The sequence below is a fragment of the Pseudomonas botevensis genome (genome assembly GCF_019145475.1).
Taxonomy (GTDB): domain Bacteria; phylum Pseudomonadota; class Gammaproteobacteria; order Pseudomonadales; family Pseudomonadaceae; genus Aquipseudomonas; species Aquipseudomonas botevensis.
Map to the genome: position 1 here is coordinate 97,499 of NZ_JAHTKI010000010.1, position 22,495 is coordinate 119,993.

Below are 22,495 nucleotides of genomic sequence, written 5' to 3' on the forward strand. Positions count from 1 at the left end.
TCCGGCCGCGCCTTGCAGCGCTTCGACAACGGTCAACGGGAGGGTTCCCCGGGGCCATGAGATCAGATGACTCGAAAAAGGTGATATCAGTTTGGTTTTTCTGTCACCTGCAAATGGTAACCTTCGCTCGTTCGTCCGCCCATCTGCGACTTAACGTCGCGCATCCAAGGAGCTTCACCCACACAATACGGCCATGCCTGCGTGCATCAAGGTCGAGGGTGAGCAGTGGCTGGCGAACCATTCTAATAATTGGGGGAAACACCATGAGTACGAGCATCACGGCGGACGGCCTGCGCGCCGATCAGCCCGGGTTCCTGTCCAAGGAACGCATCATCGCCAAGCCCGGTTTCAACCGCTGGCTGGTTCCACCGGCCGCCCTGGCCATCCACTTGTGCATCGGCATGGCCTACGGCTTCTCGGTGTTCTGGCTGCCGTTGTCCAAGGCGCTGGGGGTTACTGCTCCAGTGGCCTGCGCACCGGACATGAGCTTCATCGCACAAGTCTTCTCGTCGCAATGCGACTGGCCGATCTCCATGCTCGGCTGGATCTACACCCTGTTCTTCATTTTCCTCGGTTGCTCGGCAGCCATCTGGGGTGGCTGGCTCGAACACGCCGGGCCGCGCAAGGCCGGTGTGGTGTCGGCACTGTGCTGGTGCGGCGGTCTGCTGATCTCGGCGCTGGGTATCTATACCCACCAGATCTGGCTGATGTGGATCGGCTCCGGCGTGATCGGCGGTATCGGTCTGGGCCTGGGCTACATTTCGCCGGTTTCGACCCTGATCAAGTGGTTCCCGGACAAGCGCGGCATGGCGACCGGCATGGCGATCATGGGCTTCGGCGGCGGCGCGATGGTGGGTGCTCCACTGGCGACCGCGCTGATGAGCCATTTCGCTTCGCCGGCCGGTGTCGGCGTGTGGCAGAGCTTCGTGGCCATGGCTGCGATCTACTTCGTGTTCATGATCGGTGGTGCCCTGGCCTACCGCGTGCCGCCAACCGGCTGGAAGCCTGAGGGCTGGACCGCTCCGGCGAAAAAGGCCTCGAACGCGATGATCACCAACCGCCACGTACATGTGAATGTGGCCTGGAAAACTCCGCAATTCCGTCTGGTGTGGCTGGTGCTGTGCCTGAACGTGTCCGCCGGTATCGGCATCCTCGGCATGGCTTCGCCGCTGTTGCAGGAAGTGTTCGGTGGCAAGTTGCTGGGTAACGATCTGCCGTTTGGTCAGCTCGACGCCGGTCAACTGGCCTCGATCGCCGCGATCGCTGCCGGCTTCACCGGTCTGCTGAGCCTGTTCAACATCGGTGGCCGCTTCTTCTGGGCATCGTTCTCCGACTACCTGGGTCGCAAAAACACCTACTTCGTGTTCTTCGCCCTCGGTTTTGCCCTGTATGCGCTGATCCCGAACCTCGGTCACCTGGGCAACGTCGCGCTGTTCGTGGCGGCGTTCTGCATCATCCTGTCGATGTACGGCGGTGGTTTCGCCACCGTTCCGGCGTATCTGGCCGACCTGTTCGGTACGCAGATGGTCGGCGCGATCCACGGTCGTCTGCTGACCGCCTGGGCGGCGGCCGGCGTTCTCGGCCCGGTGCTGGTGAACTACCTGCGTGAGTATCAGTTGAGCATCGGCGTGGAACGCGCCGCCGCTTACGACATCACCCTGTACATCCTCGCCGGTCTGCTGGTGCTGGGCTTCCTGTGCAACCTGCTGGTCCGTCCGGTGGCCGACAAGTACTTCATGACCGACGCCGAACTGGCTGCCGAACAGGCGCTGGGCCACGACAAGGGTGCTGACGCCAGCACCGTGCTGGAGTGGAAAGCCGCGCCAGGCACCAAGCCGCTGGCAATCGCCGCGTGGCTGGTGGTGGGTATTCCGTTGGCGTGGGGTGTGTGGGTGACCCTGCAGAAGACGGCGGTACTGTTTCACTAAGATAAAGGCCTGAAACCTTCAGGCCGACATCGAACCCGTGGGAGCGGGCTTGCCCGCGAAGGCATCGGATCAGTCGATATCGATAGTGGCTGATCCGATGCTTTCGCGAGCAGGCCCGCTCCCTTTTCGTTTGCGGGCGTGTCCGAAATGGCTTGTATGGACATGTCTATCCCCGACAGGACGGGGTTCTATCCGTCTGCCATATCACGTCTCGTGTTTCTGTTTCCCGCCCGCGCCCCTATAATGGCTGCCTTTTTCGCCCAATGATTTTGCGGAGCTGGTGATGGCCGAACGTAAGGCGTCTGTCGAGCGCGACACTCTGGAAACCCAGATCAAAGCCTCGATCAACCTTGATGGCACCGGAAAGGCCCGATTCGATATCGGTGTTCCTTTTCTTGAGCACATGCTGGATCAGATTGCCCGTCACGGGTTGATCGACCTGGATATTGAATGCAAGGGCGATCTGCATATCGACGACCACCATACCGTGGAAGACGTCGGTATCACCCTCGGCCAGGCCTTTGCCAAAGCAATCGGCGACAAGAAAGGCATCCGCCGTTACGGCCACGCCTACGTGCCGCTGGATGAAGCGCTGTCGCGCGTGGTAATCGACTTCTCCGGGCGCCCGGGCCTGCAGATGCATGTGCCGTATACCCGCGCCACCGTGGGCGGTTTCGACGTCGACCTGTTCCAGGAATTCTTCCAGGGCTTCGTCAACCACGCACTGGTCAGCCTGCACATCGACAACCTGCGCGGCACCAACACCCACCACCAGATCGAAACCGTGTTCAAGGCTTTCGGCCGCGCGCTGCGCATGGCCGTCGAGCTCGACGAGCGCATGGCCGGGCAAATGCCATCGACCAAGGGCGTCCTGTAATGCAGACAGTCGCGGTAATCGATTACGGCATGGGCAACCTGCACTCGGTGGCCAAGGCCCTCGAGCACGTGGGTGCCGGCAAGGTGCTGATCACCAGCGATGCGGACGTGATTCGTGAAGCCGACCGGGTGGTTTTCCCCGGCGTCGGCGCGATTCGCGACTGCATGGCGGAGATCCGTCGCCTGGGCTTTGATTCGCTGGTGCGTGAAGTCAGCCAGGATCGTCCGTTCCTCGGCATCTGCGTCGGCATGCAGGCGTTGCTCGACAGCAGTGAAGAGAACGCCGGCGTCGACTGCATCGGCCTGTTCCCGGGCGCGGTGAAGTTCTTCGGCCAGAACCTGCATGAAGATGGCGAACATCTGAAAGTCCCGCACATGGGCTGGAACGAAGTGAAGCAGACGGTGAGTCATCCGCTGTGGCACAACATTCCGGACATGGCGCGTTTCTACTTCGTACACAGCTACTACATCGAGGCCGGCAACGCGCGTCAGGTGGTTGGTGGCGGTCACTACGGGGTCGATTTCGCCGCTGCGCTGGCCGACGGTTCGCGCTTTGCCACCCAGTTCCACCCGGAAAAAAGCCATACCCATGGCCTGCAATTGCTGCAGAACTTCGCCGCGTGGGACGGTCGCTGGTAAATGGCCGTCAAGAAGTCCAAACCGCCGATCCTGACCCTCACTCCCGAGCAGGAGAGCGAGGCCAATCGCAAGATCCAGCGGTTCATGGAGGATCGTTTCGAACTGGACCTCGGTTCGTTCGAAGCGGCGGAAATTCTTGAGCTGTTTACCCGCGAAATTGCTCCGCACTATTACAACAGGGCGATTTTCGATGTGCAGACCCAGCTCAAGGAGCGGTTTGAGAGCATCGAAAGCGACCTGTGGGCGCTCGAGAAAAACTGATTTCCGAGCCAAGCTGAACATTCAAATTTGAAGGTTTGCCAGATGCTGATTATTCCCGCTATCGATCTCAAGGACGGTGCCTGCGTACGTCTGCGCCAGGGCCGCATGGAAGATTCCACAGTGTTCTCCGATGACCCGGTGAGCATGGCTGCCAAGTGGGTGGAGGGCGGTTGCCGTCGTCTGCATCTGGTCGACCTGAACGGCGCGTTCGAAGGCCAGCCGGTCAACGGCGAAGTGGTGACCGCCATTGCCAAACGCTATCCGACCCTGCCGATCCAGATCGGCGGCGGCATCCGTTCGCTGGAAACCATCGAGCACTACGTCAAGGCCGGCGTCAGCTACGTGATCATCGGCACCAAGGCAGTGAAGGAGCCGGAGTTCGTCGCCGAAGCCTGCCGCGCCTTCCCGGGCAAAGTCATTGTCGGCCTCGATGCCAAAGACGGTTTTGTCGCCACCGACGGCTGGGCTGAAATCAGCAAGGTGCAGGTCATCGATCTGGCCAAACAATTTGAAGCCGACGGCGTGTCCGCGATCGTTTATACCGACATCGCCAAAGACGGCATGATGCAGGGCTGCAACGTACCGTTCACCGCTGCCCTGGCCGCCGCAACGAAGATTCCGGTCATCGCGTCCGGCGGCATCCACAATCTGGGTGACATCAAGTCGCTGCTCGACGCCAAGGCACCGGGCATCATCGGCGCGATCACTGGCCGGGCGATCTACGAAGGCACCCTCGACGTCGCCGAAGCGCAAGCTTTCTGCGACTCGTACAAAGGCTGAGGACTGACCATGGCGCTGGCCAAACGCATCATCCCTTGCCTGGACGTGGACAACGGTCGCGTCGTCAAAGGTGTGAAGTTCGAAAACATCCGCGACGCCGGCGACCCGGTGGAAATCGCCCGTCGTTATGACGAGCAGGGTGCCGACGAGATTACCTTTCTCGACATCACCGCCAGCGTCGATGGCCGCGACACCACGCTGCATACCGTCGAGCGCATGGCGAGCCAGGTGTTCATCCCGCTGACCGTCGGCGGTGGCGTGCGTACCGTGCAGGACATCCGTAACCTGCTCAATGCCGGGGCCGACAAGGTTTCGATCAACACCGCCGCAGTGTTCAATCCGGAGTTCGTCGGCGAAGCGGCGCAGCATTTCGGCTCGCAGTGCATCGTCGTCGCCATCGACGCGAAGAAGGTTTCGGGACCTGGCGAAACCCCGCGCTGGGAAATCTTCACCCACGGCGGGCGCAAGCCGACCGGCCTCGACGCGGTCGAGTGGGCGAAGAAGATGGAAGGCCTCGGTGCCGGTGAGATCCTGCTGACCAGCATGGATCAGGACGGCATGAAAAACGGCTTCGACCTCGGCGTGACCCGCGCCATCAGCGATGCGCTGGGCATTCCGGTGATCGCTTCCGGCGGTGTCGGCAATCTGCAGCATCTGGCCGATGGCATCCTCGAAGGCCACGCCAGTGCGGTGCTGGCGGCGAGCATCTTCCACTTCGGTGAATACACCGTGCAGGAAGCCAAGGCCTATATGGCCCATCGCGGAATTACCATGCGCTGAAATGGCTGATTTCCTCCGGCGCGAATGCTCCGGAGGGAATCGCTTGCGTGGCGGCGTTGCAATCAAAAGGCCAGTAGACAGCGCAACAGCCTCAAGGCACTCTGGTGCACGCCATGGATTCCGGTAGCCCGACATGATCAAACGCCTGCTTCTCGCTCTCGCCAGCGCTTCTGTGTTGCTGGTCAACGGTGCCCATGCCGAGGGCAATCCTGACACCGATCTGGTGCTCCTCACCGAAAACTTCCCGCCGTACAACATGGCGAAGAACGGCAAGAATTTCGCCCAGGACGAGAACATCAACGGCATCGCCACGGACATCGTCCGCGAAATGTTCAAGCGTGCCGAAGTTACTTACAGCCTGACCCTGCGCTTCCCCTGGGAGCGAGTCTACAAGCTCGCCCTGGAAAACCCCGGTTATGGCGCGTTCGTGATGGCGCGGTTGCCGGATCGCGAGAAGCTGTTCAAGTGGGTCGGCCCGATCGGCCCGGACGATTGGGTCATGCTCGCCAGGGCCGACAGCAAGATCACCCTCGAAAGCCTCAACGACGCGCGCAAATACAAGATCGGCGCCTACAAGGGCGACGCGATTGCCGAGACCCTGACCAAGCAAGGCTTGAAACCGGCGGTGGTGCTGCGTGATCAGGACAACGCGAAGAAGCTGATCAACGGCCAGATCGATCTGTGGGCTACCGGTGACCCGGCCGGGCGCTATCTGGCGCGCCAGGACGGGGTGACCGGGCTCAAGACCGTGCTGCGTTTCAACAGCGCCGAACTCTATCTGGCGCTGAACAAGGATGTGCCGGATGCGACCGTCGCCAGGTTGCAGGCCGCCCTCGATCAGTTGCGCAAAGAGGGTGTCGTCGACGAAATCATGGGGCGCTATCTGTAGCGATGGGTAGCTCCGCCAGCGGTTGGGCTTCTGCGCTGGTATCTGCTTTCGACTCCGGCAGTGGCGCGGCTGCAACGCTGACGGGGGCTTCCTCTTGCGGCGGATACTCGGTCAGGTGCAGGTTTTCGTCATCGGTGTAACCGATGCTGATGGCGACCGGTGTGCCGTCTGCGCGCAACAGCGTGTAGTGGCTTTGCGCTTGATACACCGCCACGCTTCTGTTTTTCCCCGCCATGGCGATAACGTCCAGCGGCCCCGTGCTGCTCCAGCCCTGTGCCGATGTTTCGGTGTGGACGAAATCCCTAGGCAGGTTGGCTGAAAACTTCAGTGCCTGGCCGCCACTCGGTGCATCGAGCGGCCATGGCGCATCGACCTCGATCGACGTGAGGCGGTTGAACACTTGCAGCATCTGCGCGTTCTGCGCCCGGGCCACTTGCCATTTGAACGAGCGGGCCTTGTCACGGGTGTTGTGACCATGGCCGACGAGGACATAGCGGTCCGTTCGCTCCAGGCGATAGAACGGCGTGCTGCGCAACTGTTCGCTGGGAGTCAGGTGGTCGGTGACCGTGAACCACGGCAGGCTGATGCTCTGCGTGGTGCTGGCGGTCTCGGTCGCCTCAGGGGTGGCGTGTCCGGCAAGCTCCGGAGGCGCGGGCGGCTGGCTGACCTGGCGAGGGATCTGCATTCGCAATGCGTAGGCGACGGGTGCCGCCGGCCGGTTATGGCTTTGAGTGCCGAAAAAGGTGCCGGGGGTGAAGCAGATTTCTCCTGCCGCCGCACGCGGCGGATCAATGCGCCAGGCGCTGAAATTCTGCCGGGCGCCGCTGCCCTTGTCGTTCCAGATCAAGTCGCTGACGTTCGCCGCGATGAGCAGGTCCGCGCGCACGCAGCGAATCGCGTTGAGCAGCGGTTTATCGCGGCCATTGGAGCAGACCAGCCCCAGTGCCACGTAGCCGGTCGGCGGGAGCGGGCGCCACACCGTACAGTCGGCGGCGGCGCCGGAATCCGAGTCTTTCCAGACCCTTTCGTAGTCCTCGGGCGGGCTGAGTGCCCGGTCCTGGGAGCTGTCCTCGGGCTGTGGCTCGGCCTCACGAACCACCGCCACGATCTGGTTGCCGTTGACGTTGTCGTAGCCGGGAATCGCGAGATCGCCCAGTGGGAAATATCCCGGCAGCGCGTCGGGCGCCGGAGCGGGGCGCCAGAAACTCACGGCCGAGGCGTCCGAGCCCCGGCTGTCCCAGATACGGTGGAATTCCGTGGTGAAGCTGATCAGCAGATTGCCGAACCGGATCGGTTCCGTGGGCCTCGCAGGCGCGGTGCCATTTTCTTCAGTGGTCATGGTCAGTCCTGATGATTGCAAGGCGACTCGGGTGAGTCGCCGACAGTTACGGGACTGACTATCGGGATCGGCAAGGGGTGGCGGGCGGTAATTATGTATTGCCAGGGTTTATCGGTAAGCGCCGTCCCGGCCATGGGCTGCCATCGCCCGATTGCTGCGCACGCTGATCATCTGGCGGATGTCGATCCAGTCGATGCCCTGGGCCTTGAGCTTCGGCAACTCGCGCTCCAGTACCGCCAGGGTCTGTGGATAAGGATGGCCGATCATGACCGCCGACCCCTGCTTGCGCGCCAGGCTGATCGCCGTTTGCAACTGGGTCAGGATCGCCGCTTCGGTGCGTTCGTCATCGAGGAACACATCCCGCGAGACGCTCGCCAGATCGATCTTCTGTGCCTGCTGCGCCGCCACGGTCTGCGCGCTGGTGCGGCTGTCGACGAAGAACTTGTGCCGGCGCTGCAACTCGCCCATCAGCCAGGCCATTGCCGCCGGTTGTGCGGTCATGCGGCTGCCCATGTGGTTGTTGATGCCGGCGGTGTAGGGGACCCTTTTGAACGCGGCGTCGAGGCGTTTTTCCAGCTCTTCGATGGGCAGTTCCGGATGCCAGGCGAAGGGGCCGGTGGCCGGGTCCATCGGCATGTGGAGGATCACGATCTTGCCGGCGCGGTGGGCTTCGCGGGCGAATTCAGTGGCGTGCGGGGTGTCGGGCATGATCGCCGTGGTCACCGGGCCGGGCAGCGCCAGCACGCGGCGATCCCGGGGCAGGTTTTGCCCCAGGTCATCGATGATCAGGCTCAGATAGGCCTTGTGCGGGGGGGAGCCGGCGGGGTCTGCGTGAGCAACACCCGCCAGCAGGCACAACAGGACGAGGATGAAGCGCAGACCCATCCTCAACGGCCGGAGGTGATGCTCAGCCCTTTAAGCAGGCTCAGGGCCTGGGCCAACTGGTAATCGTCATCCTGCGGCATTGCCTTGGCCTTGCCACCGGAACCGGTCGGACGATCGGCCCCGCCGTTGCCGTTGCCCAGGTGACCTTGCAGGTCGGCTTCCTTGAAGTAGTCGCCGTCCGCCTCGCTGGTGATCTTGGCCTTGCGCACCTCAATGTCCGGGACAATGCCCTGGGCCTGGATCGAGCGGCCGTTCGGGGTGAAGTACAGCGCGGTGGTGATCTTCAGCGCGCGGTCGTTGTTCAGCGGCAGCACGGTTTGCACCGAGCCCTTGCCGAAACTGGTGGTGCCCATGACCACGGCGCGTTTCTGATCCTGCAGGGCGCCGGCGACGATTTCCGAGGCCGAGGCGCTGCCACCGTTGATCAGCACCACCATCGGCACGGCTTCGCTTTCGTCCTTGCCGGTGGCGGAGAAGCGCAGCTCGGAGTTGGCGATCCGGCCCTTGGTGTAGACGATCAGGCCTTTGGTGATGAAGTGGTCGACCACTTCCACCGCCGCTTGCAGCACGCCGCCCGGGTTGTTGCGCAGGTCGAGGATGATGCCGTTGAGCTTCTTGCCGTTGTCCTTGCGCAGCTTGGCCAGGGCCTTGGAGACTTCCTCGCCGGTCTTGACCTGGAACTGGGTGATGCGGATCAGGCCGTAGCCGGATTCGAGCAACTGCGCCTTGACGCTCTTGACCTGGATCACCGCGCGGGCGAGGGTCACGTCGAACGGCGTGCCGCCGTCGCGCACCAGGGTCAGGGTGATTTTCTGGCCGATCTTGCCGCGCATCTTGTCCACGGCTTCGGTCATGCTCTGGCCGCGAGTCGGCTGGCCGTTGATCTTGACGATGAAGTCGCCGGCCTGAATGCCGGCCTTGGATGCCGGGGTGTCGTCGATGGGCGAAACCACCTTGATGAAGCCGTCTTCGGCGCCGACTTCGATGCCCAGGCCGCCGAATTCGCCGCTGGTGCTTTCCTGCAGTTCGGCGAAGTCTTCCGGGCCGAGGTAGGCGGAGTGCGGATCGAGGTTGCTGAGCATGCCCTTGATCGCGTTTTCCAGCAGGGTCTTGTCGTCCACCGGCTCGACATAGGCCGCCTTGATCCGGTCCATGACCTCGGCGAAGGTGCGCAGCTCTTCCAGCGGCAGCGGGGCCTTGCTGGTGGCGGCGGTGCCTGCCGGTGCGACAGCCGGGGCCGGTTGCGCGGCGAACGCCAGAGGCGCGCCGATCACCAGGGCGATCGTCAGGGCCAGCGAGGTAAGGCGGGACAAATGCAGCATGTCGAACGAACTCCTGAATTAGGCGGCGCGCTTATCCTTGCGCGCGGCACCATTGCGCCGGATCACTCGGGTGACCCTGCTGACGAATTGCGAAATACAGCGCTGGCGTGTCCTGCCCGCCACTGTTGCCGACAGTGGAGATGGACTCACCGGCTTTTACCACGTCACCGGCCGACTTGAGCAGCGTCTGGTTGTGACCGTAAAGACTCAGAAAACCGTTGCCATGGTCGAGAATCACCAGCAGCCCGGCGCCGCGCAACCAGTCGGCGAACACCACGCGCCCGCCGTGTACGGCATGCACCTGGCTGCCGGCGGAGGCGCTGATCATCACGCCGTCCCACTTGGTACGGGCATCGTCGCCACGGGTTTCACCGAAGCGTGCCAGCAGTCGACCATCGACCGGCCATGGAAGTTTTCCCCGACTTGACGCAAATGGCCCGCCAAACGTCTCGCCGCCGCTGGACACCAGGGCGCCGGGAGTGGATCGGACGGGTTTGCGTGGAGCGTCGCTGTTCTCAGCCTCGGCCTCACGCAAGCGCTTTTTTTCGGCTTCCTGCTGGGCGATGAGCGCTTTCTGTCGCGCTTCTTCTGCCTCACGGGCCTGGCGGGCCAGGGTTTCTTCAATGGTTTTAAGGACTTTAGACAGGTCTGCCTGATCCTGCTCGCGGGCGGCGATTTTCTGATCGCGGGCCTTCACGTCGTCGTTGAGTCTGGCGAGGGCCTGCTGGCGTTCCTTGCGCACCTTCTCAAGGTCTGCACGCTGAGTGTCGAGGCTGCTTTGCTGGGTGAGCAATTGCGCCTGCTGCGCGGAGATGTCTTTTTCGACATTGGCCAGTTGGCGCAGGGTTTCGTTGAAGTTCTTCAACTGCTCCATGCGGGCCTGGCTCAGGTAGTCGTAATAGGTGAGGGTGCGGGCGAATTTCTCGGGATTCTGCTGGTTGAGCAGCAGTTTGAGGTATTCCTGACGGCCGTTCTGATAGGCGGCGCGGGCCTGGATGGCGATCAGTCGCTGTTGTTCAGTGCGCGCGCTCTGGAGTTTTTTTTTCTCCGCATCGAGTCGCTGCAGCTCGGCTTCGCTTTTCTTCAGCTCTTTTTGCAGGGCTTCGACCTGCTTCTCGAGCTTGCCCATCTCGGTTTCAGTGCCTTTGAGTTCCTTTTGCACACCGGATTTTTCTTCCTGCACCTTGCTCAGCAGCTTTTTCAGCTCGGCAATGTCCTGACGCGTGGCATCCAACTGCTGTTGGGTTTGCGCGCGCTCGTCAGCGAAGGCCGGTTGGAGCAGGCAGGTCAGAGCGAGGGCGATCAGGAGGCGAAGCATAGAGGCGGGCGGCACCAGGGTAAGGGACGGTCTAGTATGCCCGCCCCACGCGGCAAAAAAAACGCCTCAAAGCCAACTGCTTTGAGGCGTTCGTCATAAAAAGCCGTTTCAGGCTGATTACAGGGCGTTTTTGATATCAGACCAGAATCGAAGTGCCAGTCATTTCCGCCGGTTTTTCCAGGCCCAGCAGCTTGAGCATGGTCGGCGCCACGTCCGCCAGCACGCCGCCTTCGCGAACCTTGAGGTCACGCTTGCCGACATAGATGAACGGCACCGGCTCGGTGGTGTGCGCGGTATGCGCCTGGCCGGTGGATTCGTCGGCCATTTGCTCGACGTTGCCGTGGTCGGCGGTGATCAGCGCTTCGCCGCCGACCTTTTCCAGGGCATCGACGATCCGGCCGACGCAGGTGTCCAGGCATTCCACGGCTTTCACCGCCGCCTCGAACACGCCGCTGTGGCCGACCATGTCGCCGTTGGCGTAGTTGACCACGATCACGTCGTAACGCAGGTTTTCGATGGCGTCGACGATGCGGTCGGTGACTTCCGGCGCGCTCATTTCCGGCTGCAAGTCATAGGTGGCGACTTTTGGCGACGGGATCAGGATGCGCTCTTCGCCCGGGAACGGCTCTTCACGGCCGCCGGAGAAGAAGAAGGTGACGTGGGCGTATTTTTCGGTTTCGGCGATGCGCAGCTGGGTCTTGCCGTTCTTCGCCAGATAGTCGCCGAGCACGTTTTCCAGGCTGCCGGGGGCGAAAGCCGAAGGTGCCGGGATGCTCGCGGCGTATTGGGTCAGCATCACGTAGCCGGCCAGTTTCGGCTGGCGGGTGCGTTCGAAGTCCTTGAAATCGTCTTCGACGAACACGCGGGTCAGCTCGCGGGCTCGGTCGGCGCGGAAGTTCATGAACACCATGGCGTCGCCGTCTTCGACTTTTACCGGCTCGCCAATGGTGGTGGCTTTGACGAATTCGTCGCTCTCGCCACGCTCGTAAGCGGCTTCCAGGCCTTCCTGGGCGGTGGCAGCGTGGAATTCAGCCTGGCCGTCGACAATCAGGTTGTAGGCCTGGGCGACGCGGTCCCAGCGGTTGTCGCGATCCATGGCGAAATAGCGGCCGACGAGGCTGGCGATGCGGCCCTTGCCCAGCGCCTTGAAGGTCGCGTCGAGCAGCTCGATGGACGATGCGGCGCTTTTCGGCGGGGTGTCGCGGCCATCGAGGAAGGCGTGCAGGTAGATTTTCTCGGCGCCGCGCTTGAAGGCCAGTTCGGCCATGGCGATCAGGTGATCCTGGTGGCTGTGTACGCCGCCATCCGACAGCAGGCCCATGAAATGCACGGCCTTGCCGGCGGCCACGGCTTTGTCCACGGCGGCGCAGATGGTCGGGTTCTCGAAGAACTCGCCGTCGCGGATCGCTTTGGTCACGCGGGTGAAGTCCTGGTAAACCACGCGGCCGGCGCCGAGGTTCATGTGGCCGACTTCGGAGTTGCCCATCTGGCCGTCCGGCAGGCCGACGTCCATGCCGCTGCCCGAGATCAGACCGTTCGGCACCGTGGCCCAGAGGCGATCCAGCACCGGCTTCTTGGCCGCAAACACGGCGTTGGATTCAGGGCTGTCGCTGTGACCGAAGCCGTCGAGAATCATCAGGACCAAAGGTTTAGGCGTAGTAGTCATGGAATCGGCTCTGGCTGGAGTTAAAAGAGGGCGCTGGAAAAAGGAGTAGGAGTTTAAAGCGAAGTTCCGACCGCGTCACCGCCGGACGGGGTTTGGCCGACCATAGTGGCTGTGTATACTGGCCGACATTTTAATGCCCTGGAACCTCCTTCGATGGTTGCTCACCTGATTGAATTTGCCACTAACCACTACATTCTTGTCGGTATCTTCGTCGTACTGCTGGCTTTGCTGCTGGCCCACACAGTACAGGGCGGCGGCAAAAGCCTGAGCACCGGCGAACTGACCGCACTGGTCAACAAGGACGCCGGCGTGGTGGTGGATATCCGTCCGAGCAAGGAATACGCGACCGGCCACATCGTTGGCGCGGTGAACATTCCCCAGGACAAACTGGCCGCGCGCGTCGGCGAGCTGGAAAAACACAAGGCCAAGACCATCATTCTGGTCGATGCCCTGGGCCAGACCGCCGGTACCCACGCTCGCGAACTGATGAAGTCCGGCTTCACCGCCGCCAAGCTGTCCGGCGGGATCTCCAGCTGGAAAAGCGACAACCTGCCGCTGGTGAAGTGAAATGACTGAAGTCGTCGTTTATTCCAGCGATTACTGCCCTTATTGCTCGCGCGCCAAGTACCTGCTCGCGAACAAAGGCGTGGCCTTCGAAGAAATCAAGGTCGATGGCAAGCCGCAGGTGCGCGCGGCCATGGCTCAGAAGGCCGGGCGCACCTCGGTGCCGCAGATCTGGATCGGCGGCACTCACGTCGGCGGATGTGATGATTTGTTTGCCCTGGAGCGCGCCGGCAAGCTCGACGCGCTGCTCAAGGCCTGACACACCAAGAACCCTAAAAGACCCAAGATCAAGGACCCGAGATGACTGACCAACAGAACACTGCAGCCAGCGAAGAAGAAACCGCACCGCAATTCTCCTTGCAGCGCATCTACGTACGCGACCTGTCCTTCGAAGCCCCGAAAAGCCCGGCCATCTTCCGCCAGCAGTGGGAGCCAGCGGTTTCTCTGGATCTGAACACTCGTCAGAAGCAACTGGAAGGCGACTTCTTCGAAGTCGTGCTGACCCTGTCGGTAACCGTCAAGAACGGTGAAGAAGTGGCCTTCATCGCTGAAGTGCAACAGGCCGGTATCTTCCTGATCAAGAACCTGGATGCGGGCTCGATGAGCCACACCCTGGGTGCTTTCTGCCCGAACATCCTGTTCCCGTACGCTCGCGAAACTCTGGACAGCCTGGTGACCCGTGGTTCGTTCCCGGCCCTGATGCTGGCTCCGGTGAACTTCGACGCGCTGTACGCGCAAGAGCTGCAGCGCATGCAGGAAAGCGGCGAGGCGCCGACCGTTCAGTAAGAGCTGAACGACGACGCAAGTCCAATGTGGGAGCGGGCTTGCTCGCGAAGGCGAGTGTCAGGCGACATTGATGTCATCTGACTCTCCCGCTTCGCGAGCAAGCCCGCTCCCATTTTTTGTTATGCGCGGTTACTTGAAGCCGTTCTGCCGCCATGCTTCGTAAACGGCCACCGCCACGGTGTTGGACAGGTTCAGGCTGCGACAGCCTTCGCGCATCGGCAGGCGCAGGCGCTGACCGGCGGGCAGGGCGTCGAGCACCTCTGCCGGCAGGCCTCGGCTTTCCGGGCCGAACACGAAGGCGTCGCCCGGCTGGAACGCGACGTCATGAAACGGTTGCGAACCCTTGGTGGTGAAGGCGAACACGCGCGGATGACCGAGGCTTTCCAGGCAGCTGGCGAGGTCGGCATGGCGTTGCAGGGTGGCATACTCGTGGTAGTCGAGACCGGCGCGGCGCAGGCGCTTGTCGTCCATCTCGAAGCCCAGCGGTTCGATCAAATGCAGGTGGCAGCCGCTGTTGGCGCACAGCCTGATAACGTTGCCGGTGTTCGGCGGAATTTCCGGTTGAAAAAGGATGACGTGAAACATGCACGGCTCCGAAGGTAAAGATGACGCGCATTCTACGCCGCAAGCGGATCCGCGTTCGAAACTATTCCCGCGTGTGATGGGTTCTCTGGCGATTTTCGGCCTGATGGTCGGGCTGATGATCGGTCGCCTGACCACGCCTGACCCCAGCGTGTTGCAGCAGGTCGAAGTCGTCGATGGCGGGCTGGTGGTGTGGTTCAACAACGAGCCGAAGCTGCATGGCGAGATCGTCGATGGCAGCGTCGCGCTGTTGTTCGGCGCCGAGGGCAAGGCGCAGAAAGGCCAGCTCAAGCTCAACGGCAAGGACGTGAACTGGCGCACGCGAGTGAGTGACGGAGGCTTGTTGCTGACGCTGGTGGCGGCCCGTCCGCTGCAAGGCGACTGGGCCGGCAAGGCGGTCGATGACCGCTGGCGACTGGAGATTCATCTCCGGGAGCAATAAAAGAGGGAATCCCCGGCCTGCCTGTACCAAGGTTCCCGAAACGGGCGGGCGGATCGCGGCGATCCGCCCGGTGTAAAGAAGGAACCCCTGACCTGCCTGTATCAGAGGCCCCAAAACGGGGTGGGCTCATCGCTGGAGCGTGAAGCCCGGTGTAAAGAGGGGAATCCCCGGCCTGCCTGTACCAAGGCCCCCGAAAGGGTGGGTGAATCGAATCACCTGATCGTGTTATTGCAGGGGGCGTGCCAGGTTTTGCATTTGGACACAGAAAAATTATTCAAAAGCGTGAAAGCCCCGGATTTCGGGGCTTTCGGTTTTTTGCTCTGTTGAAGTCAGAGGGCTTTACTGCGCGGATTTGATCGGACAGTTATGCGCGATTACGGGTCATCGTGCTTTGGGGCGGTGCACGGCAGTCCCTGGTGTGCCTGAGTCTGGGGGCAGATCCGAGGCTGGCCCTCACCCTAACCCTCATCCCCCTCGTCATCATCCCCACCATCAACCTTCATCCCCAATTCCTTGATCTTGCGGGTCAGGGTATTGCGGCCCCAGCCCAGCAACACTGCCGCATCACGCCGCCGTCCGGCGGTATGTTTCAGCGCGGTCTCGATCATGATCCGCTCGAACGCTGGCACTGCGCTGTCGAGCAGACTCGACTGGCCACGCGCCAGCGCCTGATCCGCCCACTGGCGCAGCGCCTGCTCCCAATTGGTCACCGGCGCCGAGTCCTGCGGCAGGCTCAGCAGTTCCGGTGGCAGGTCGCCGATATGCACTTCGCGCCCGGACGCCATCACGGTGATCCAGCGGCAGGTGTTCTCCAGTTGGCGCACGTTGCCTGGCCATGGCAGGTTCTTCAGGTATTCCTCGGTTTCGCTTTTCAGCAGCTTCGGCTCTACCGCCAGTTCTTGCGCGGCGCGGCTGAGGAAGTGCCTGGCGAGGGTCGGGATGTCTTCGCGACGGTCCGACAGGCGCGGAATGTGGATACGGATCACGTTGAGGCGGTGGAACAAGTCCTCACGGAATTTCCCGGCGTGGACCAGGGTTTCCAGATTCTGGTGGGTCGCGGCGATGATCCGCACATCGACCTTGACCGGCACATGCCCGCCGACCCGATAGAACTCGCCATCGGCCAGCACGCGCAGCAGGCGGGTCTGAGTGTCTGCCGGCATGTCGCCGATTTCATCGAGGAACAGCGTGCCGCCGTCGGCCTGTTCGAAGCGTCCGCGCCGCAGGTTGGCCGCGCCGGTGAATGCGCCTTTCTCGTGGCCGAACAGCTCGGACTCCATCAGATCCTTGGGGATCGCCGCCATGTTCAGCGCAATGAACGGCGAGGCCGCGCGCGGGCTGTGGCGGTGCAGGGCGTGGGCCACCAGTTCTTTACCGGTGCCCGATTCGCCGTTGATCAGCACGGTGATGTTGGAGTGGCTCAGGCGGCCGATGGCGCGAAACACTTCCTGCATCGCCGGCGCTTCGCCGATGATTTCCGGGGTGCGGGTCAGCGCCGGCGGCACTTCCAGGCCTTGCTGCTCCTGAGCGTGCTGGTTGGCACGCTTGACCAGCGAAACCGCTTCATCGACGTCGAACGGCTTGGGCAGGTACTCGAACGCGCCGCCCTGATATGAAGCGACAGCGCTGTCCAGATCGGAGTGAGCGGTCATGATGATGACTGGCAGCCGGGGGTGCTGTTCGCGAATCCGCGCCAGCAGATCCAGGCCACTGGCGCCCGGCATGCGAATGTCGGAGATGATCACGTCGGGCTGTTGGCGGGCCAGGCGGCTCATCACACCATCGGCGCTGTCGAAACTCTGGGTGGTCATGCCTTCCTGTTGCAGGGCTTTTTCCAGAACCCAACGGATTGAACGGTCGTCATCGACGATCCACACGGTTTCACTACGGCTCATGTCGATGTGGCTCCTTGTTCCAGTGGCAGAAAGATCGAGAACGTGGTGTGGCCTGGGTGGCTGTCACATTCGATCAGGCCCTGGTGCTGGCTGATGATGTTCTGGGTGATGGACAGGCCCAGCCCGGTACCGTCCGGACGGCCGCTGACCATGGGAAAGAAAATGGTTTCCTGGAGTTCCGCCGGGATCCCCGGGCCGTTGTCGATGATCTCGATCTTGGTCACCAGGCGATGGCGGATGTGGCCGATGGTGAACTGGCGCATGGCGCGGGTGCGCAGGCTGATGCGGCCCAGGCGCAGCTCGTTCTGGCTGCTGATGGCCTGCATCGCGTTGCGCACGATGTTCAGTACCGCCTGAATCATTTGCTCGCGGTCGATCAGAACGTCGGGAATGCTCGGGTCGTAATCGCGCACCAGGGTGATGCAGCCCTGGCTCTCGGCCTCGACCAGTTGGCAGACGCGCTCCAGCACTTCATGGACATTGCACATGGCCAGGGAGGGCAGTTTGTTCGAGCCGAGCATGCGGTCGACCAGATTGCGCAGGCGGTCGGCCTCTTCGATGATCACGTTGGTGTAGTCGCGCAGGCTGTCTTCCGGCAGCTCGCGAGCGAGCAATTGCGCGGCGCCACGGATGCCGCCGAGGGGGTTCTTGATCTCGTGGGCGAGGCCGCGCACCAGCATCTTGCTGGTTTCCTGTTTCGACAGTTGCGCCTCTTCCTTGGTGATCCGCAGCAGACGGTCACGCGGGTGGACTTCCAGCAGGAGCAGGGTCGCGCCGTTGCTCAGGATCGGTGTTACCGCGTAGTCCACGGTCAGGGTCTGGCCGGTGAGGGCGGTGAGCATCGCTTCGCGCTTGGTGAACGGGTGCGCCTGTTCCACCGCCTGGCGCAACGAATTGAGCGCTTCGGTGGACTCGGTGAACAGCTCGCTGATGAACTGCCCATGGCTGCGCTGGCCGCTGATGGCCAGGAGCATTTCCGCCGCCGGGTTCATGTACTCGAGGCGTAATTCGGCATCGAGCAGGATGGTCGCGGTGGTCAGGTTGTCGAGCAACAAACGATGCAGTGCGTCACTGATGGTCATGAGGACCTCTTTTGGAGCATGGCGCGCGCATGGATAAAGCGCTGATGCGAGGAAAATGCAAAAACCAAACCAAGGCTCAAAAAAGATGCGTTCGACGCCTGAAACGGGCGTTTGACGCTCGTTTGCGTGGCGTTCTGCCAGCTTTTGCGGGTAGTTTCGAACCAAAATGGGTTGGAATGTGAGTACGGTGCAGCCTGTTGCACCAATATAGTGCGCAAAGCTGAATGGCGTTAGAAGAAACGCAGGAAGGGATTTTTCGGCTCTTCAGGTTTGTCTTTCAGCGGGCATTCCGGGCGTACACCGTAGTCGTCGGTGACGCATGGTTTGACCTGGCGCTTCTGCGCCAGGGAAATGCGCTGCATATGAAACGGCTGATTGGCGGTGCGCTCGACCGTGCGTCCCTCGGCATCGAGTATTTCCACCGACAGGTTGTGGCTGCCGCGATCAATGTTGCTCAGTGGGAACACCGGGCTCGGGCCGGGCTCGCCGGTTGGCTGACCGTCGAGCAGCAAACGGTAGAGGTGGCCCTTTTGCAGGCCAGGCTCGCTGGTGACGCTGACGATCAACTCGCCAGCGCTGCTGCGGATGGTCGCATCTGGCTCGGGGACCAGTACCCGCAACATGTCGTAGCGAAACAGCGGGGTTTGCACGGATGGCTTCGCCGCCGTCATCGGCGCGGCGACGCTCGAGTGGGCCGGCATACGGTTGCTGGTGGTCAGTTGCACGCGCCTGGCGTTGCCGGGGCGCGGTTGATCGGTGTAGACCCGATTGCCCTGGGCATCGACATAAGTGAAGACCTCGGCCGCTGCACTGAAAGCGATCAGGCCAAGGCACACGCCGATGAGCCAGCGAATCATGGCTTGTGTACCCGCTGCACGCTCAGCGCCACCGCCGGGCTTTGCTGGATGACGGTCTGACCGTCGATCACCTGCACCGCGAGCCGATGCTCGCCCCGGTCGACATTCACCAGTTGCAGGCTCGGCACGTTGCTGGGCTGGCCGTAGGGTTCATCGTCCAGCAGCAGCCGCAACAGGTGTGGCGGTTGCAGGCGCGGCTTGATCAGTACGTTGACGGTGAAGGTGCCGTTGTTGGCGCGCAGGGCTTCTTCGGTGGGCAGGCCGGCCAGTTCAAGGATTTCGTAGGCGTTGCGCGGTGGCTCGCGGGAGTTCGACCCGGCGGACGGCGCGGGGCTGACCGGCGCTTGCGGCACGACGCTGTTGAGCGGCGGCAAATCCACCGGCTGCGCCTGTACACCCTCCGGGGGCTGGTTGCTGTAGGCGGTGTTGCCCTCGGCGTCGGTGTACTTGTAGATCTGCGCGCTGGTGGGCAGGGCGATCAGCAGCAAGATGAGACAGATGAAGGTGCGACCCATGAAATCGACCGGTTTCGAAAGCGATGGGATGCAGCATAGGTCAGGGGCGACGGTTAGCCCAGCCGGGACAACATCCGCTCACACTGGCGCCCCGGATTTATTGTGAGATGCTCGGCATCACTGCACTTTCACGGGCGCCGGACAGGGCACCGGCCTTGTAGTGCTCGGTGAGGATCGGCACACCATTGGCGTCGACTTCGCGCAGCTCGCCTTCCTTTTTGTCGTCAGCGAAGTGGACGCTCCGGGTGTGGTCATTATCCGTTTTGGTCACCCAGAGGCCTTCGCGTTTGCCATCGCGGTATTCGCCGCGCTCGGTAGTACCACGGACAGTCAATTCACTGGGGCCGTTGAGTTGGTCGTGGGCATAGGTCTGGAATCCTGTGGCGACCCACTCCAGTTCATCGTAGTTGTGAAGCTGCCAGCGGCCCTCGCGCAAGTCGTTGTGGTACTTGCCCTCCAGAGTTTGACCATCCTGGTACAGGCTCCACTGCCCCTCTCGTTTGCCCTCTACGAAATTACCGGACTCCGAATATTTTTCGTCTTTGGAGGACGACCACGGACCGATACGCACGCCTTGTTTGTAGGCTCCTTGGGCGGAGATGGATCCGGAATCATAAGACACTGACTGGCCGTCTTCGCTGCCGGTGAATCTCGTCGGTTCGGTTTCCCAGGCAATACGCCTGACCCGATAGTTGTAGAGCGTGCGGTTACCCTCGACCAGGGTCTTGTCGAGCCAGCGCCAGAAGGTAACGGTGAGAAACCGGCCGTCTTTTTTCTGGTAGGTCTTCTTGAAAAAGTATGGCTCGTCATCTGGCGTCGGGTTGCTCAGTGGGTCGTAGTACTGGCCGTAATAGCTCACCAGTTTCCCTTGGCTGAGATCGAGCTGGTTGAATTCCGGTACGCCGGACTCTTCAAGGACGAGGCTGTAGTTGAGCGGGGTGATCTTGCTCAGCGCTTTCTTGACGGTCAGGGCGTCGAGGTGATTGCGGCCTTCAGCGATCATGTCCAGGGCGGGCTGCAATCGCGTGACGCGGCTATAAAGATGATCGTTAGCGTTGTACTTATAGGCGTAGATCCTGTAGCCGTCGTTTTGCCTGAAAAGCACGAAGCGAGTTGGATCCTCACTGTCGAGAGACATTAGAAAAACCGACTCGATACTCGCCTGACCGAAGTCATCAAGCAATTGCGGACGTTCGTCCGGTGTCTCGCAACGGCAGTAATAACCTTTGACGCCGTTCGCTTCCTTGATGAACGCCAGGGTCATCGAGCTTTCTTGCAAGCCCTGGATCAGCGGGTGAGCCAGCGGCTTGTTTTCATAGAACCCGGCAGCGCCGGCTGTCGAGCAGGCGAGGCCCGCCATCAGGGAGATAGCCCGTAACCACTTCATGCGAATCCCTTCGTCAAGGCGCCGGTCATGGCGCGAAAGCGGCGGATTATCCATGGATGAGCGGGCACAAAAAAGGCCTCCCGAAGGAGGCCTCTCTTTTGTCACGCCGCGTAGCGCAGCGCTACCGGATCAGCAGCTGTAGTACAGCTCATATTCCAGTGGGTGTACGAAGGTGCGAACCTTGATTTCTTCTTCGGATTTCAGCGCGATGTAAGCGTCGATGAAGTCGTCGGAGAACACGCCGCCCTTGGTCAGGAACGCACGGCCCTTGTCCAGCTCTTCCAGGGCTTCTTTCAGGCTGCCGCAAACTTGTGGGATCTCTTTCGCCTCTTCTGGCGGCAGGTCGTACAGGTTTTTGTCAGCGGCATCGCCTGGGTGGATCTTGTTCTGGATACCGTCCAGGCCGGCCATCAGCAGTGCTGCGAAGGCCAGGTACGGGTTGGCAGCCGGATCCGGGAAGCGCGCTTCGATACGACGGCCGCGTGGGCTGTTGACGTAAGGAATACGGATCGAGGCGGAACGGTTGCGAGCCGAGTAGGCCAGCATCACCGGCGCTTCGAAGCCTGGCACCAGACGCTTGTAGGAGTTGGTGGCCGGGTTGGTGAAGCCGTTCAGGGCCTTACCGTGCTTGATGATGCCGCCGATGAAGTACAGAGCGGTTTCGGACAGACCGGCATAGCCTTCGCCAGCGAAGGTGTTCTTGCCATCTTTGGCGATGGACATGTGAACGTGCATGCCCGAACCGTTATCGCCGTACAGAGGCTTCGGCATGAAGGTCGCGGTGCGGCCGTAGGCATCGGCAACGTTGTGTACAACGTATTTCAGAGTCTGAACTTCGTCAGCTTTCTTCACCAGGGTGTTGAACTTGACACCGATTTCGTTCTGACCGGCAGTCGCCACTTCGTGGTGGTGAACTTCAACGGTCTGACCCATTTCTTCCAGTGCGTTGCACATGGCGGTACGGATTTCGTGGTCGTGGTCGAACGGCGGAACCGGGAAGTAGCCGCCTTTCACGCCTGGACGGTGGCCCTTGTTGCCGCCTTCCACGTCCTGGTCGGACATCCACGAGCCTTGCTCGGAGTAGATCTTGAACATCGAGCCGGAGATGTCGGACTTGAACTTCACTTCGTCGAAGATGAAGAACTCAGGCTCCGGACCGGCGAATACGGTGTCACCGATACCGGTGGTTTTCAGGTATTCCTCGGCGCGGTGAGCGATGGCGCGAGGGTCGCGATCGTAACCTTGCATGGTCGAAGGTTCGATGATGTCGCAGACCAGGATCAGGGTCGGCTCTTCGGTGAACGGGTCCAGAACGGCAGTTTCGTCGTCCGGCAGCAGGATCATGTCGGAGGCTTCGATGCCTTTCCAGCCAGCGATGGAGGAACCGTCGAACATCTTGCCAACTTCGAAGAAGTCGTCTTCCAGCGCATCGCGAGCCGGCATGGTCACGTGGTGCTGAGTGCCTTTGGTGTCCGTGAAGCGCAGATCAATCCACTTGACGTCATGATCTTTGATGAGTTGAACCGACTTCGACATAGTGTCCTCCGGGTGGCTTAGGGCTGGTAGTGGATGCCCTTAAATGTTGGTGATGCCGGCGCGAATACTCGACCAAGGCAACCTGCCTCACAAGGGAGCAAATTGCATGCCAGTGCCCCAGCATGGGTTTTTTGCCCCAAATTCACGCTTATAAAGGTCAAAGGCG

The 22,495-nt window shown here is 61.6% G+C and carries 23 protein-coding genes; 11 read left to right on the plus strand and 12 right to left on the minus strand.

Annotation, left to right across the window (positions count from 1 at the left end; all coding sequences use genetic code 11):
- Window positions 1-263 precede the first annotated feature (263 nt).
- The 7 genes from KVQ74_RS14945 to KVQ74_RS14975 all read left to right on the plus strand — a co-directional run bounded on the left by KVQ74_RS14945 (window position 264) and on the right by KVQ74_RS14975 (window position 6,153).
- On the plus strand, window positions 264-1,928 hold the full coding sequence (locus tag KVQ74_RS14945) for an OFA family MFS transporter (RefSeq protein ID WP_217831843.1): 1,665 nt from the start codon (window positions 264-266) through the stop codon (window positions 1,926-1,928).
- Window positions 1,929-2,211: 283 nt separating this feature from the next.
- Window positions 2,212-2,805, plus strand: a complete 594-nt coding sequence (hisB, locus tag KVQ74_RS14950; RefSeq protein WP_007909204.1) for an imidazoleglycerol-phosphate dehydratase HisB — start codon at window positions 2,212-2,214, stop codon at window positions 2,803-2,805.
- Window positions 2,805-3,443: an imidazole glycerol phosphate synthase subunit HisH gene (gene hisH / locus KVQ74_RS14955; RefSeq protein ID WP_217831844.1), complete on the plus strand. Its 639-nt coding sequence runs from the start codon at window positions 2,805-2,807 to the stop codon at window positions 3,441-3,443. Before hisB ends, hisH begins: the two co-directional genes overlap by 1 nt.
- A complete protein-coding gene (locus tag KVQ74_RS14960) occupies window positions 3,444-3,704 on the plus strand; it encodes a DUF2164 domain-containing protein (protein ID WP_217831845.1) in 261 nt (86 codons plus the stop codon).
- Between the two features lie 42 nt (window positions 3,705-3,746).
- The gene (gene hisA, locus KVQ74_RS14965; RefSeq protein ID WP_217831846.1) at window positions 3,747-4,484 is read left to right on the plus strand and encodes a 1-(5-phosphoribosyl)-5-[(5-phosphoribosylamino)methylideneamino]imidazole-4-carboxamide isomerase; all 738 of its coding nucleotides are present in this window, start codon (window positions 3,747-3,749) and stop codon (window positions 4,482-4,484) included.
- Between the two features lie 9 nt (window positions 4,485-4,493).
- Window positions 4,494-5,264 (plus strand): imidazole glycerol phosphate synthase subunit HisF, encoded by a 771-nt coding sequence (gene hisF / locus KVQ74_RS14970; RefSeq protein WP_217831847.1) that lies wholly within the window; start codon window positions 4,494-4,496, stop codon window positions 5,262-5,264.
- Between the two features lie 133 nt (window positions 5,265-5,397).
- Window positions 5,398-6,153 carry a substrate-binding periplasmic protein gene (locus tag KVQ74_RS14975; protein WP_217831848.1) on the plus strand — a complete coding sequence of 252 codons (756 nt, stop codon included), beginning with the start codon at window positions 5,398-5,400 and terminating at the stop codon, window positions 6,151-6,153.
- On the opposite strand, the gene KVQ74_RS14980 is transcribed toward KVQ74_RS14975, so the two are convergent.
- From KVQ74_RS14980 to gpmI, 5 genes are all read right to left on the minus strand, one after another.
- Complete coding sequence (locus tag KVQ74_RS14980; protein WP_217831849.1) at window positions 6,134-7,492, minus strand: Vps62-related protein; 1,359 nt, start codon at window positions 7,490-7,492, stop codon at window positions 6,134-6,136. The genes KVQ74_RS14975 and KVQ74_RS14980 overlap by 20 nt on opposite strands.
- Window positions 7,493-7,600: 108 nt before the next feature.
- Window positions 7,601-8,377, minus strand: coding sequence for a divergent polysaccharide deacetylase family protein (locus KVQ74_RS14985; RefSeq protein ID WP_217831850.1), 777 nt, complete (start codon window positions 8,375-8,377; stop codon window positions 7,601-7,603).
- A gap of 2 nt (window positions 8,378-8,379) precedes the next feature.
- The gene (locus KVQ74_RS14990; protein WP_217831851.1) at window positions 8,380-9,699 is read right to left on the minus strand and encodes a S41 family peptidase; all 1,320 of its coding nucleotides are present in this window, start codon (window positions 9,697-9,699) and stop codon (window positions 8,380-8,382) included.
- Window positions 9,700-9,730: 31 nt separating this feature from the next.
- On the minus strand, window positions 9,731-11,017 hold the full coding sequence (locus tag KVQ74_RS14995; protein ID WP_217831852.1) for a murein hydrolase activator EnvC family protein: 1,287 nt from the start codon (window positions 11,015-11,017) through the stop codon (window positions 9,731-9,733).
- 136 nt (window positions 11,018-11,153) lie between these two features.
- A complete protein-coding gene (gpmI, locus tag KVQ74_RS15000) occupies window positions 11,154-12,683 on the minus strand; it encodes a 2,3-bisphosphoglycerate-independent phosphoglycerate mutase (RefSeq protein ID WP_217831853.1) in 1,530 nt (509 codons plus the stop codon).
- A gap of 153 nt (window positions 12,684-12,836) precedes the next feature.
- Between gpmI and KVQ74_RS15005 the strand changes: the two genes are divergently transcribed.
- Genes KVQ74_RS15005 through secB form a run of 3 tightly spaced genes read left to right on the plus strand, consistent with a single transcriptional unit; the run spans window position 12,837 to window position 14,033 of the window.
- Complete coding sequence (locus KVQ74_RS15005; RefSeq protein ID WP_217831854.1) at window positions 12,837-13,250, plus strand: rhodanese-like domain-containing protein; 414 nt, start codon at window positions 12,837-12,839, stop codon at window positions 13,248-13,250.
- A 1-nt stretch (window position 13,251) separates the two neighbouring features.
- Entirely contained in the window at window positions 13,252-13,506 is a 255-nt protein-coding gene (grxC, locus tag KVQ74_RS15010; RefSeq protein ID WP_217831855.1) for a glutaredoxin 3, read from the plus strand.
- A 41-nt stretch (window positions 13,507-13,547) separates the two neighbouring features.
- Complete coding sequence (gene secB, locus KVQ74_RS15015; RefSeq protein ID WP_217831856.1) at window positions 13,548-14,033, plus strand: protein-export chaperone SecB; 486 nt, start codon at window positions 13,548-13,550, stop codon at window positions 14,031-14,033.
- A gap of 129 nt (window positions 14,034-14,162) precedes the next feature.
- Here the strand turns inward: secB and trmL are convergent, their stop codons facing one another.
- Window positions 14,163-14,618: a tRNA (uridine(34)/cytosine(34)/5-carboxymethylaminomethyluridine(34)-2'-O)-methyltransferase TrmL gene (gene trmL / locus KVQ74_RS15020; RefSeq protein WP_217831857.1), complete on the minus strand. Its 456-nt coding sequence runs from the start codon at window positions 14,616-14,618 to the stop codon at window positions 14,163-14,165.
- On the opposite strand from trmL, the gene KVQ74_RS15025 reads away from it, so the two are divergent.
- Window positions 14,617-15,057 carry a hypothetical protein gene (locus KVQ74_RS15025; RefSeq protein WP_217831858.1) on the plus strand — a complete coding sequence of 147 codons (441 nt, stop codon included), beginning with the start codon at window positions 14,617-14,619 and terminating at the stop codon, window positions 15,055-15,057. The two genes, trmL and KVQ74_RS15025, sit on opposite strands and share 2 nt — an antisense overlap.
- 458 nt (window positions 15,058-15,515) lie before the next feature.
- Here the strand turns inward: KVQ74_RS15025 and ntrC are convergent, their stop codons facing one another.
- The 6 genes from ntrC to glnA form a co-directional block, all read right to left on the minus strand.
- On the minus strand, window positions 15,516-16,952 hold the full coding sequence (gene ntrC, locus KVQ74_RS15030) for a nitrogen regulation protein NR(I) (protein ID WP_217831859.1): 1,437 nt from the start codon (window positions 16,950-16,952) through the stop codon (window positions 15,516-15,518).
- Window positions 16,949-18,034: a nitrogen regulation protein NR(II) gene (glnL, locus tag KVQ74_RS15035; protein WP_217831860.1), complete on the minus strand. Its 1,086-nt coding sequence runs from the start codon at window positions 18,032-18,034 to the stop codon at window positions 16,949-16,951. Before glnL ends, ntrC begins: the two co-directional genes overlap by 4 nt.
- 230 nt (window positions 18,035-18,264) lie before the next feature.
- Window positions 18,265-18,891 (minus strand): DUF4124 domain-containing protein, encoded by a 627-nt coding sequence (locus KVQ74_RS15040; RefSeq protein WP_217831861.1) that lies wholly within the window; start codon window positions 18,889-18,891, stop codon window positions 18,265-18,267.
- Window positions 18,888-19,406: a DUF4124 domain-containing protein gene (locus KVQ74_RS15045; protein ID WP_217831862.1), complete on the minus strand. Its 519-nt coding sequence runs from the start codon at window positions 19,404-19,406 to the stop codon at window positions 18,888-18,890. The genes KVQ74_RS15040 and KVQ74_RS15045 overlap by 4 nt, the downstream gene beginning before the upstream one ends.
- A gap of 97 nt (window positions 19,407-19,503) precedes the next feature.
- Window positions 19,504-20,847: a toxin-antitoxin system YwqK family antitoxin gene (locus KVQ74_RS15050; protein WP_225930022.1), complete on the minus strand. Its 1,344-nt coding sequence runs from the start codon at window positions 20,845-20,847 to the stop codon at window positions 19,504-19,506.
- 75 nt (window positions 20,848-20,922) lie between these two features.
- A complete protein-coding gene (gene glnA / locus KVQ74_RS15055) occupies window positions 20,923-22,329 on the minus strand; it encodes a glutamate--ammonia ligase (protein ID WP_085712782.1) in 1,407 nt (468 codons plus the stop codon).
- Window positions 22,330-22,495: the final 166 nt, after the last annotated feature.

What these genes read in the sequence shown, in the direction of transcription:
- glnL (WP_217831860.1), bottom strand. Translation starts at nt 18,034, where the DNA reads ATGACCATCAGTGACGCACTGCATCGTTTGTTGCTCGACAACCTGACC.
- KVQ74_RS15045 (WP_217831862.1), bottom strand. Translation starts at nt 19,406, where the DNA reads ATGGGTCGCACCTTCATCTGTCTCATCTTGCTGCTGATCGCCCTGCCC.
- KVQ74_RS14995 (WP_217831852.1), bottom strand. Translation starts at nt 11,017, where the DNA reads ATGCTTCGCCTCCTGATCGCCCTCGCTCTGACCTGCCTGCTCCAACCG.
- KVQ74_RS14960 (WP_217831845.1), top strand. Translation starts at nt 3,444, where the DNA reads ATGGCCGTCAAGAAGTCCAAACCGCCGATCCTGACCCTCACTCCCGAG.
- hisB (WP_007909204.1), top strand. Translation starts at nt 2,212, where the DNA reads ATGGCCGAACGTAAGGCGTCTGTCGAGCGCGACACTCTGGAAACCCAG.
- hisH (WP_217831844.1), top strand. Translation starts at nt 2,805, where the DNA reads ATGCAGACAGTCGCGGTAATCGATTACGGCATGGGCAACCTGCACTCG.
- gpmI (WP_217831853.1), bottom strand. Translation starts at nt 12,683, where the DNA reads ATGACTACTACGCCTAAACCTTTGGTCCTGATGATTCTCGACGGCTTC.
- KVQ74_RS14975 (WP_217831848.1), top strand. Translation starts at nt 5,398, where the DNA reads ATGATCAAACGCCTGCTTCTCGCTCTCGCCAGCGCTTCTGTGTTGCTG.
- hisA (WP_217831846.1), top strand. Translation starts at nt 3,747, where the DNA reads ATGCTGATTATTCCCGCTATCGATCTCAAGGACGGTGCCTGCGTACGT.
- KVQ74_RS15050 (WP_225930022.1), bottom strand. Translation starts at nt 20,847, where the DNA reads ATGGATAATCCGCCGCTTTCGCGCCATGACCGGCGCCTTGACGAAGGG.
- KVQ74_RS14985 (WP_217831850.1), bottom strand. Translation starts at nt 8,377, where the DNA reads ATGGGTCTGCGCTTCATCCTCGTCCTGTTGTGCCTGCTGGCGGGTGTT.
- KVQ74_RS14945 (WP_217831843.1), top strand. Translation starts at nt 264, where the DNA reads ATGAGTACGAGCATCACGGCGGACGGCCTGCGCGCCGATCAGCCCGGG.
- KVQ74_RS14990 (WP_217831851.1), bottom strand. Translation starts at nt 9,699, where the DNA reads ATGCTGCATTTGTCCCGCCTTACCTCGCTGGCCCTGACGATCGCCCTG.
- ntrC (WP_217831859.1), bottom strand. Translation starts at nt 16,952, where the DNA reads ATGAGCCGTAGTGAAACCGTGTGGATCGTCGATGACGACCGTTCAATC.
- trmL (WP_217831857.1), bottom strand. Translation starts at nt 14,618, where the DNA reads ATGTTTCACGTCATCCTTTTTCAACCGGAAATTCCGCCGAACACCGGC.
- glnA (WP_085712782.1), bottom strand. Translation starts at nt 22,329, where the DNA reads ATGTCGAAGTCGGTTCAACTCATCAAAGATCATGACGTCAAGTGGATT.
- KVQ74_RS15025 (WP_217831858.1), top strand. Translation starts at nt 14,617, where the DNA reads ATGCACGGCTCCGAAGGTAAAGATGACGCGCATTCTACGCCGCAAGCG.
- grxC (WP_217831855.1), top strand. Translation starts at nt 13,252, where the DNA reads ATGACTGAAGTCGTCGTTTATTCCAGCGATTACTGCCCTTATTGCTCG.
- KVQ74_RS14980 (WP_217831849.1), bottom strand. Translation starts at nt 7,492, where the DNA reads ATGACCACTGAAGAAAATGGCACCGCGCCTGCGAGGCCCACGGAACCG.
- KVQ74_RS15040 (WP_217831861.1), bottom strand. Translation starts at nt 18,891, where the DNA reads ATGATTCGCTGGCTCATCGGCGTGTGCCTTGGCCTGATCGCTTTCAGT.
- hisF (WP_217831847.1), top strand. Translation starts at nt 4,494, where the DNA reads ATGGCGCTGGCCAAACGCATCATCCCTTGCCTGGACGTGGACAACGGT.
- secB (WP_217831856.1), top strand. Translation starts at nt 13,548, where the DNA reads ATGACTGACCAACAGAACACTGCAGCCAGCGAAGAAGAAACCGCACCG.
- KVQ74_RS15005 (WP_217831854.1), top strand. Translation starts at nt 12,837, where the DNA reads ATGGTTGCTCACCTGATTGAATTTGCCACTAACCACTACATTCTTGTC.